The 11,361-nt window shown below is 32.2% G+C and carries 5 protein-coding genes; all 5 read right to left on the bottom strand.

What is annotated here, in order from left to right; genetic code table 11:
• Positions 1-249: 249 nt before the first annotated feature.
• The 5 genes from ACP6PK_RS07490 to ACP6PK_RS07470 all read right to left on the bottom strand — a co-directional run bounded on the left by ACP6PK_RS07490 (position 250) and on the right by ACP6PK_RS07470 (position 9,897).
• Positions 250-1,152 (bottom strand): tetratricopeptide repeat protein, encoded by a 903-nt coding sequence (locus ACP6PK_RS07490; protein ID WP_426559076.1) that lies wholly within the window; start codon positions 1,150-1,152, stop codon positions 250-252.
• A gap of 801 nt (positions 1,153-1,953) precedes the next feature.
• Positions 1,954-3,228, bottom strand: coding sequence for a GUN4 domain-containing protein (locus ACP6PK_RS07485; RefSeq protein ID WP_426559075.1), 1,275 nt, complete (start codon positions 3,226-3,228; stop codon positions 1,954-1,956).
• Positions 3,229-4,253: 1,025 nt separating this feature from the next.
• Complete coding sequence (locus ACP6PK_RS07480; protein WP_426559074.1) at positions 4,254-5,951, bottom strand: alpha/beta hydrolase; 1,698 nt, start codon at positions 5,949-5,951, stop codon at positions 4,254-4,256.
• 974 nt (positions 5,952-6,925) lie between these two features.
• Positions 6,926-7,060, bottom strand: coding sequence for a hypothetical protein (locus ACP6PK_RS07475; protein ID WP_426559073.1), 135 nt, complete (start codon positions 7,058-7,060; stop codon positions 6,926-6,928).
• A 329-nt stretch (positions 7,061-7,389) separates the two neighbouring features.
• Positions 7,390-9,897: an alpha/beta hydrolase gene (locus tag ACP6PK_RS07470; RefSeq protein ID WP_426559072.1), complete on the bottom strand. Its 2,508-nt coding sequence runs from the start codon at positions 9,895-9,897 to the stop codon at positions 7,390-7,392.
• Positions 9,898-11,361: the final 1,464 nt, after the last annotated feature.

Here is an 11,361-nt window from a genome sequence, read left to right as displayed (position 1 = left end):
GGAATAGGGAATAGGGAATAGGGAATAGGGAATAGGGAATAGGGAATAGTAAACTTTCAAAGGGTTTCAGGATTAAGACATTTATTAATCTTTGCTTCGACTGCTATAATATCATATCCAGATAATCAGCAATAAAAAAGTTTTTGTTTGTAGTAAAGCTCTAGCCAGAATTGTATAAATTGCTCAGAGCTAAACTACAAGCTTTAATTATAACTATTCAACCAGATATGATATAAGGTTTATTTACACCTATCTATTTATGGTTAAATTCGTCTCTCTATTTTTGAGTTTTTCCCTGACTTCATAAGCTTTAATGTCATAGCCTTGATTGGGGTTTTGTTTGTGAAGTGTAATTAATAAGTCTATGTAAAATTGATAGTATTTTTGAATTGTAGTAAAATTTGATTGATGGAGATTAGTAAGAATAATTTCTGTATAAAGTTCTTCGATAATATTGATAGCTGATTCGATTTTTGTTAATGCTTCATTTAAGTTACCTTGGTTGTATCTAAGAACTGCTAAATTATAGAGAGTATTGGCAATACTCCCTGGATCTGGAATTTTTTGGAATAAGTCTAGAGATTGGTTGAAGTAATCTAGTGCAGTTTGTTTTTTTCCTAAAGTATCGTAGACGAGACCAATATTATTCAGAATAATAGCTTCCCCTAAAATACTTTTCATTTTTTGGAACAAGTTTAGGGATTGGTTGAAGTAATCTAGTGCAGTTTGTTTTTCTTCTAGAGCATTGTAGACAAGACCAATATTATCCAGATTTATGGCTGCCCATATTTGGTAGTTTGTTTTTTTATAAAGTAGTAGTGCTTGCTCAAAAATGACTATTGCTTGTATTTTTGATGTTTTTGTTTCTTGTTTGAATAGTTCATTCCCTTGTCGATATAATTTGTTGGCTTTGAGGCTGAGTTTTATCTCTATAAAAATTATGATTACACTGACAATAATAGAGAATACTAATAGATAAAGCATGATATTAGCTGCTGTCAGATTATTCGGATCATGCAAAATAACTGATAAGATTAATGATACAAATAAAGAAGCAATAACATTAACAAGTGTAGAAGTATTAATCAGTAAGACAAATAAAGAACGAACTGGAAAATATTTTGCTCCTAAAATGGAATTAATCAACGACATGATTTTTGGTATTTTCCTAACCGCAAATCTTGATAAATAATTAACTAATCGGAATAATCTTGAATCCTTATCAATAAATATAGTGATTTGAAATATTATTACTACGATTATAGAATAAAGAATCGGCAACATTATATAGTAATCAGTAAAAATGAATAAGCCAATTATTAATAACCAAGGAAAAATAACACCAAATACCATAAGACTTATCACCAGGCAAATAAATACTATTCTAGTTATCAAATTATTGGATTCAAAAATTGAAGATTTCTGTGAAATTACTTTTGTTTGAGATACAATAAGCTGCAAGAAGTGTAGATAATAAAAAGACCAGTATAGTCTTTGATCGTCTAAGTCAAAACTAATATTAAAAAAGCTCGCTATCAATAAACAAAGAAACATATTAATAATTATATGAATGTCTAAACTGGAAAAAGATAACCTTCGAGTCTGAAAAGCCATAGATTTACACCTTTTTTGATAACTAAAATTTTTGAGGAAATTATATTTCTAGACACTAGAAATATATGGAACTTTGAGTAAGCAGATTACTTGATGATTAGGTAGTCAGTAATTACTATTAAGAATAGTATAAAATCCGGTTGAACAGTTGTCATTGCGACGATAGGAAGCAATCTCGCGAAAGCCCTGAGATTGCTTCCTTCCACTCCGTTCCAGTCGCAATGACTTAGGTATAGTAATTATCCGAATTTTATATAAGAACTTTGTCATGGAAATTTTTACCGTTATTTCCTACAATATTTCAAAATTTTGGTAAATAATTCCTGAAATGTTTATCTGTTAAAGTCTACAAGCATCTACGCGAGAAAAGAACAACTTGATCCGTTCAGCGGGTAGCATCTGCTCACTAGCACCCATAACAGCTCGAAACGGTATATGCCCCAAATAAGGAGTATTGGGATTAACAGATTCCCAAACCAGATTCCATTTACCTGCTTTGCGCCAACCCACTTTCTCTATAAAAGCACTCTTATATCTTTTGTAATATTCTTTTGTCGCGCCACCCAGTTGATAAGCTTTCCAAACGTACCAACCACCACTGACACTATCATAAATTTTCTGCTGAACAGAAAAGCCAAACTGACCATTACTATACTTTAGCCAAAGTTTATCAATTGTACTCAAATCCTTGCAGGATAAATTATTTAAGTCTTCTCTTTCTACCGATCGCTCCCACACCTGACCTGTCAGTTTCAGTATTAATGTGCTTGTCTCTTTGTCTGCTTCTTCCCAGTTTCCTGCCACTAACAAGTCGCGCAGTTTTGTGTAATCAAGTCCCGCTTCTGAAACTAGAGGTACATAATGAGGAACTGCTTTACCCCGATACTCCTGAAACAAATTAATAGGTATACCCCAGTGAAAAGTATTAAGTCGATCATATGTTTCTATCCTTTCAACAATTTGCTGAAAAGTTGCCTTTTGTGCGTCATACAAACTTGCTTTTTCTGATTCCAAACTTTGGATTATTTCTAGATCGCTCATGCCATGAACTGCTACAACCTCACCCCTAACATCTACAACTGGAGATCCACTCATTCCATCGATATTCAAAACTTTATAATAAACTCCATAACCGTCTGCTAACTGAGCTAAACTCGAAACAGTACCAGAAACAAATTTAGGCAGCAACTCCTCACTCTCCATTGGCAAACCAGAAATATAGATGGAACTACCTATTTTCATATTTTCATAATTACCTATTTTCAAAACTGGATAATTGCATTTTTTGCCCTCTGGTTGAAACGTGACTAAAGCTAAATCAATATTACTAGGAAATATTTTTACACTACTAATATCCCAGACTTTTTCATCATTAGTTCGTAATATTGTCTCGCCGTCTTTTTTGACAAAGTTAGCTGTGGTTACTACAGTACAAACATCAGTTTTTCCAGATACAAAAAAACCTGTTATATGTTCAGGTTTATTTCTAGAGGAGATTTTGACAAGACTCGGTTCTAGTCGAGAGGCAATTTTTTCCGATGATAATTCTCTCGAACAGTTTGTCAGAGTTAGTGCTAGGAATATTAGAGCAAAAATTCTTGGTAGAAATTTCATCTTTTTTATAAGTTGAGAAGTCTAATTATTACCATTATAGTTAACAATTACAAAATAGGTTATTCCTTAATATAGGAGAAATTTGAAGAGTCAGAGTTATGGAAAATGTTAAGACTAGATGATAATAGTAAGTAGAGCATAGTAATATCATTTCACGGAAGTTAAAAGTTAAAAGTAATATTTTATAAGCTCAAAACTTTGAGTATAAAGTAATTTCAGGAAAGTATTTCACATTTAAAGAAAGATTTTTGGTTTCAACAGGGAGTACAAGAAGCTTTAGAAATCCTGAGATATTATCTTTTAAATTCTCCAAAAACTGTACAACCTATTCTGTAGTTAGCACCTGCTTCTACTGTGATAAAAATATCAAATATGAATGATCGAATTGTACTATTAGTCAGGGGATTGGATATTAAAGAAAGACTAAATTTATATAGAATTGGTTCAGGATATTCAGGAACTCTCAAGAAATTCAGACAGTATGCAGTTAGACTGGAATTAGACTAAATACTAATAGGATATAATCCCATTTTGCTCATACTCATAAATGATAATTTGCCTAAAGCTATAAATGCTTGATCTATGGGAGTTTGGCAAGTAATTTCAGGAAGCAAAACCTTTAATTAGGGTTTGCTGAATAAAGTCTTTTAGTAGGGGTAGGAGTCAGGATAAATGGGTATGGGAGCGAGGAGGTAGTGGGAGGAATTATCCCTTAATTTTCCTGTAATATTGAGCCAAAAATGCTAATTTTTTGAACCTAAATGACCTAAAATTTCGTACTTTTTCCAGACCAAAAAAGGCTAAAAAAATTATCTATTAAGGCTTTTATCTTTAATCAGCAAGCCCTAATTCTATAAATCCAACTACAGGAATTGATTTGAAATTATGGTTACAAAATAGAAGAAATTTATATAGTATTGGGAAATAAGGATTTTCCTGATTTTAAGCCTTCTTATCTCTACTAGATAACTAAAGCATTCTTCCTTGCCGATACTATTTGTAGACAAATTTTTTCACCCCTGGAATTACTCGTTATTTCTAGCAAAAAGTTGAGCTAATTTTTCTACAGTTAAAGTAGACAAAAAACCCAAAGTATAGGGTTCCTCACTAATAGCTAAAGCATAAGAAGAACCTAAATAATTGAAATAATCAGAATCATTCCTCACATACATCTGAAAAAATGCCAAACCCAAAGCATTAATATAAGACTTAATCACAGGAGAACTTGCACTAACTAACTGATTTAAAGAGTCATCATCTACAGATTCTACATCCTGAATAGCAGTCACATTAAAATCCAGATGTTTAGCACCTTTTGTCAACATAAAATACTTCTCTTTTACTGGCAACCAAGTAAAAGGATAAACCTGTTCTCTTACTACCGGAGTTAATTGATCTTCACTACCAGCAACCCACAAAATCGGTATATTAATATTACTAAAACCTGACTGACCAAATATACTCCCATTCACTGGGTCCATAACTAATACTGACTTAATTCTTTCATCGCGAAAATTATAATTTTGATAATTTTTTTGAGGCAATTCCAAAGCACGACATTGTAAAAATAAGGAAGGATTTAAAGATTTAATCTGTGGCAAACAATCTTGTTTTAGTTGTTCAAAATTAATTTTTGCTCCAGCCAAAGCTAAAGCTGTATAAGCACCAAAAGATTGACCAGCCATTCCCACATTTTTTAGATTGAGCCTTCCTTGGAATTGAGATTTATTTCGCAGTTCTAACTCATCTAATAAATAACTAATATCTAGAGGTCTGTTAATAAATTCTTGGAGTTGAAATATATCTTTTTCTTCCCCATCCAGAAAAGCTTGAAAATGATTAAAATCACTCCCTGGATGTTGTACTTTTGCCACAGCAAAACCATAAGAAGCTAAATGTTTTGCTAAATGTTGCCATTGACTAAGTTTTGCAGCTAAACCAGGAGAAAGAATTACTACTGGCATAGTTTGATTTTTTGGTAGATTATCAGGTAAATAAAGATTAACAATAAATTGGCGTTGGCGACTTTTATCGTACAGTTTAAGAGTCTCTTGATAGAAATAAAAATTTCCTGGTTGGCGTAAATCTGGCAATCTGGAAAAATTTACTTTTGGTTCAGTATTAGCAGCAGTTAATGTCAGTTGGTTAACTTCTAGTAGCAGTTTTTCTGTATCTTGGATCAAGCTAACAAATTCTCTCTTAGTTGCCAGAATTTTAAGTATGTCAAACTGAATTTGACCAGAAAAATTCTTTAATAAATTTATGGGGGTAAAATCTTGAGATTCAGCAGTCGTGATTAAAGCTTCTCGAATAGCAACACCACCATTTGTACCATCTACCTGAATCATTTCTCCCAAATAATTCAGTAAATTTTCTCCCATTTGAGAATATAAACCTTGAGTCAGTTGTCTGGGATTAATCTTGAGTTGAAAATTCAGGATGTTTCGCAATTTTTCTTGATTTTCTACATTTATAAATAGGAGATAAAGTTTTAATTCTTCATCAACTTTACCTGTTTCAGCATAATTTTCTAAAGCACCTAAAGAGACTCCTATTCTGAAAATACCGTAATTCAAATAAACTTGTTCTGCTGCTTTGGCTGAGAAAGTTGTTAATAAAAAGGGAATAGTTCCTAATAGTAGGGAACCTAAGCATAAAAGTATCCTTTTTTTTGTTTTACCACGACGTTTTTTGAAAATATCTAGGTTGATTTTTCTATTCATTATACAAATTTGATAAATGTTTGCTACATTTTACAGTGCTTCTCGTTGTTATGAGGTACAAAATTTTATGTTTGGGGGAATAGGGAATAGAAAAGAAAGAAAACAATTATAACTAATAACTTTGGGAATGGCTATATGTACCTCATAACTTCGTAAACTGTTGTATTAAGTGGGAGAAAATTCAACAATTAATAATTACCTCTTCTGTAATAGAAGGATTGGCTAAAAGGATTTTTTTTCTTCTCTTGTTCAATTCGATATAGCATTTTCAGCTATCGCCGACATGAAACGCTGCGCTACATGAATGGAGAGACTTTATACCTAAATTTTTCAGTAAATATAAGAATAATTAACACGCTCCTGACTAATAATTATCAAATAGCTAGAGACGTTACCGAATAATTAATAGTTAATAATTAATAATTAAGATTTGATAGTCAATAATTAATTATTAATTCAAAAATTAAGGTTTAAAGCCTCCCTTTGTCATTAATAATTAATATATTCCTAGGGCGACTGCTAGGTAAATAGTTTATACCAATTCCCATGCATTATTGCTATACTTGGGCGATACTTCAGTTATTAACTAATCAGCAGGGCGCAGAATCATTTTTTTGCTAATTTTAGCTAGTTTAATGTTAATTATTCTTATGTTTGCTTCCCCCCTACTCCCCTAGTCCCCTACTCAACAAAATGTAGAAAAGTTTTTGATAAATGGTATTATATATTGCTCCTAAGCGCCGTGATAGTCATTAATTATTAATTGTTAATTGTTCATTGTGTTTTTTGCTGAAATACAACGTCCCTAAAGAGTAGTAATTCGGACTTCCTGATTAAATATAAAAACATTTACAGATAAAGAGAAGTTCCTTTTTAGGTCTGAAATACCTTGGTTTTCAGCTCTTCATGCACGGTTCCCGAAAAATCAAAAAGTTCGCATTTCTGGCGCATAGTTGGGCAAAAAAATTACTCCCCTACTCCTTAAAAAAGACTTTTTCAGCAAACCCTAATTCTGCTTCACTGAGAATAGAAAATAAGGAAAATAACTGTACCTCATAATAACTGTGGGAAGTGCTATATTTGTACTTCATATACTTGGAATTACCCATAGACGCTACCTGTAGGGGAAATTCATGTTTTGCTGGCGCAAAGCTTTCCTATCGGAATGCTCCGCAAACGCTTTATATGTCGCGAAGCGTTAACGGAGTTGTGCGCTAGCTAAACGACTGTCGCCGTCATGAATGTGTTAACGTTAGCTCCTCTGTAAGAGGCAGCATTCCGTAGGAAATTGCCTCTACATAAAACGCAATTTAATAGATGTTTTGCGTAAGTCCTGATATATTTGGAATACCCTGCAGATAAAGTCTCATTAATTAGCCAGAATAAAAATGTTTGTCCCGACTCCCGACTCCCTATTCCCTATTCCCTATTCCCTATATTACTTTTGTTGATTCACACAAAAATCTACACTCTCTAACTGATAAGGAAATAAATCTTTAAACCATTTTTCATCAATAGGTCTAGATTTTTCACCATCAATAAAAGAATTAATTTTATTTTGCCATTTAGAGTCATTGTTCGGGATAATCATCCCATAAAAATCACAAGTTAAAGGTTCTTCTGGCACTAACTTATAATTACTAATATCCAGATTTTGTCTTACCAATTCTCCAAGAGATAAAATCCCATCATTAGCCAAAGTCTGAATTTCTCCTTCAACCAAAGATTCGACAGCTTCATTAATACCTCTACTACCTTTAAAATAGACTGCTTCAGATTGAGGATATTTTGTTTGAATAAAATTTTCTGTAGTAGTATTTCTCAACACACCTGTTTTTACTCCAGCTAAATTACCATCAGGATTTATTTGTGTTTCTTTTTTTACTAAAAAATGAGTTCCTGTGACAAAAAAAGGATTCGAAAAAGCCACACCTTTAACATCATCCCTAATCGTATTCGGACCGCATTCTAAATGTACAATTCCATTTTGAACTAATTGAAATCTGTTTTCTAGAGTAGAGACAATTTCTATAACTTTAACACCAGTTGAAATATTTAATTCCTGAGCAATATTTTCCGCAAAAGCCTCAATAATATCTTCACAATAACCAGCCCATTCTCCTGTATTATTTACATAACCAAAAGGAGTAGCATCTCGTCTCATTGCTACTTTCATTACTCCAGTTATTTGTATTTCTTCCAAGATAGTTTCTTGTCGTTGAGGAACTTTTGCAGTAATAGGTGGAGGTATGATTGGTTTAGGGGGAGAACTACCATAAGCAGTTATTAATTGTTGTGCAGTTAAAGATTGAATTAAATTCAAATTTAGGGAATCTTTATTCATCACTTTACCATAAGAGGCAGTTAAATATGGTTCATATTCTGATTGATTATCTAGATATTTTTTAAAGAAAGCCACACTTAAATTTTTTAAATAATATTGTCCGACTTCCGGCGTCGGACCCTGTAATACTTCTGGCAAACCAGGAATTAAAGTGCTAGTAGAAAAATGAGTTCCTGGAACTAAAAAAGCCAAATATTTATCTGAATTATTATTCATCCAAATAAAAGGATGAACATCTTCTTCTATCCCTGGAGTTAGAATATCGTGACTACCTCCCATAAGTAAAGTCGGAATAGAAATATTTCTCATTTCTTCAGGTCCGAAAACTACACTTGTTAAGGGAAAATAAGCAAAAACTGCCTTAACGCGAGGGTCTCTTAACTCATAGTTTGAAGGTGGTAAATAACCTGCACGACATTGCAACAATACCGATACATTTAAACTCAATTTTTTCGGGTCACATTCTTGATTTAGTCTAGCCAAATTAATATTAGCACCCCCTAAAGATAAGACTGTAGTAGCACCAAAAGAATTTCCTAATGCACCGACTTTTTCTAAGTCTATTTTAGATTGCCAATAGGAGTCAGTTTTGACTAAATTTTCCAGTTCATCTAATAAAAATGTGAGGTCTGATGGGCGGCTAAGATATTCAATAGGACTGATATCTATATCTACTTCTCCTTTGAGAAAAGATTGACGATATGCTAAGTCACTACCTAAATGTTCAACCCCTGCTAATGCAATTCCATAAGATGCTAAATGTTCTGCTAAAAGAATACTTTTTTTCTCCGCTCCAAAACCATGACTATAAACTACTAAAGGTACTGGTTTAGAGATACCTTCAGGTAAGTAAATATCTGCTTCTAGAGTATAATAACCTGTTAAACCTGTGTAAGTTTGACGTAGAGTATCTATTTCAAAACTAATAGATTTTTTAATTACTTTATAGGGACCTAATTGACTCAAATCTGCCAGTTGAGAATAATCCATTTGTGGATCTGTAGAAACTTGCTTTTCTGCTTGTTCAGTAATTGCTGTAATAGAAGCATCTCGATATTCTTGAAAAGTTGTTAACTCATTAGAAAACTCAGATAAAAAATCTGTACTTATTCTGATTGTTTTTGCCGGAAATTTTTTGATGATATTGATAATAGTAAAACCTTCTTCCGGGTCAGAAGCAGCTTCAATTAAAGCAGTTCTCATAGCATCATAACCATTAATATCAGGATCTATTTGTACTAACCGACCCAAATATTTGAGGAAATCTTGCCCCATAGCCATATTAGTAATCCGAGAAATTAATTCAGGCGGTATATCAAAACGTTTTTGCAATATATTCCGCAAATTTGCTAAATCTTCTTTTTTCATAAAAGCAGCATAGAAGCCAAAATCATTAGTAATCCTGCCTTCTTTAGCAAATACTTCTAGAGAATCTACAGACATATATAAATCTGTGAGATTAGGAACTTTAAAAACTATACTTTCAGCATTCATAGCAGGTTTGGGCTTCAACAGATTTTGCAAAAGACCGATGCTAATTATTCCTGCTATTACTAGAATTTTTGTTAATAACTTTGTTGATTTGCTAGATTTTTTACTCATTGTTTATTTCTCGCATTAATCTCAAAAATTGATTTATAGATACCTGTTTCAATAATTGATAATTGATAATTGATAATTGATAATTACCTCTGATTAAAACCGTTACGGAATTGAAGATGAGGAAATATCCTAGCACTTTTTTCCCCTATCCAAGGGGAGGCTTCAAGGCGCGAATTATTTAATTATTAATAATTAATAATTCGGTAAAATGAATTTAATATTTGCCAAAGAACAGGAAATAGGAAATAGGCAAAAAAATACTTGTATACTGGAGCAGTAGATATCAAAATAATGTCTACCTACTTAACCTAAGCATTAAATATACAATTAATTTTGCTTGACTACTTGAGAATAAAAAGTTCATAGATAATTGTAATTGATAATTGTCTTAAATTTGTTAGTATTATTAAATTTTTAGATTTTGCTCAATTAGGCAAAAAAGAATGTAGGGAATTTCCATGGAAATTCCCGACAAGAGTTTCAGAATAAGGTTTATGTAATTTATGGAAATATCTATTTAACTAGACATGGTATAAGACAAGTTAGCAAAAATAATGTTACAAATATTTTGTCTAAGAAAGAAGGAAGAAAAATGGTAAATTTTATCCCTCAATCAGATTAATATTATGAACCTATCCCACTAATAATATTTCTGCTAAAAAGCCCAAATATTGTTAAAGATAAAAACGAAAAATCCAGCTTTTCAGGAAAATTTTACTTAAGTAAATAAGAATTTTTACAATAGTGGGACTAGGTTGATGTCTCTTGGAATAAACACAATAAAAAATTTAGGGAGCAGGGAGCAGGGAGCAGGGGAAAATTTAAAAAATATTCTCGCTGAGAGAGAAGAACCTTTTTATTATGGCTAATTAATGAGACTTGATATAAGAACTTTATACAAAAAACAAGCAGTTATAATTAATCTCCACTATTTGTAGAAAAAATTTATCACCCTTGGTATCAGGTATTTTTTCAGAAAATGTAGTAAAAATTTTGTTTGAAAATTAATATAATACCAATTAAAAAAATAATGTTATTAGGACTTAGGCAAAGAAACCCGGTTTCTACGGTAAATCATTGTTTCTGACAATAAACATCTACGAGAAACCAGGTTTCTGGGTTCGTCTGCGTAAGTCCTGGTTATATCAAATCTGGTAGTATCGGTAGAATTAACGCCCCTAGGAATATTTGAGGAAAGCAGAAGGCAGAAGGTTTTTTCCATTGTTATCTTAATTTTATATACCCTCCGATGGTACCGGACATGATATTAATCAGATTTACCTTTTTAATCAAAGGGAAATTTCAGCCAATAAATGATATTTAAACTAAATATTTCTGACTAAAAAATAAGGTCTCAAGCCTCCCCTTTAAAAATATTCGCCATACATATATATTTCAAGCCTGCTCTATAAAACCGATACAAAGCGTCACATAGCGTAACAATTTGATGTTTACTTCCTGCTT

It is taken from the genome of Dapis hubbardiae BLCC-M172, assembly GCF_050016015.1.
Lineage (GTDB): Bacteria > Cyanobacteriota > Cyanobacteriia > Cyanobacteriales > Microcoleaceae > Trichodesmium.
This window is presented reverse-complemented; position numbering and strand designations above follow the sequence as displayed.

Bases quoted from the DNA above. Each gene is read 5' to 3' on its own strand.
- ACP6PK_RS07475 (WP_426559073.1), bottom strand. From the start codon at position 7,060: ATGGGTAATTCCAAGTATATGAAGTACAAATATAGCACTTCCCACAGT.
- ACP6PK_RS07470 (WP_426559072.1), bottom strand. From the start codon at position 9,897: ATGAGTAAAAAATCTAGCAAATCAACAAAGTTATTAACAAAAATTCTA.
- ACP6PK_RS07480 (WP_426559074.1), bottom strand. From the start codon at position 5,951: ATGAATAGAAAAATCAACCTAGATATTTTCAAAAAACGTCGTGGTAAA.
- ACP6PK_RS07485 (WP_426559075.1), bottom strand. From the start codon at position 3,228: ATGAAATTTCTACCAAGAATTTTTGCTCTAATATTCCTAGCACTAACT.
- ACP6PK_RS07490 (WP_426559076.1), bottom strand. From the start codon at position 1,152: ATGTCGTTGATTAATTCCATTTTAGGAGCAAAATATTTTCCAGTTCGT.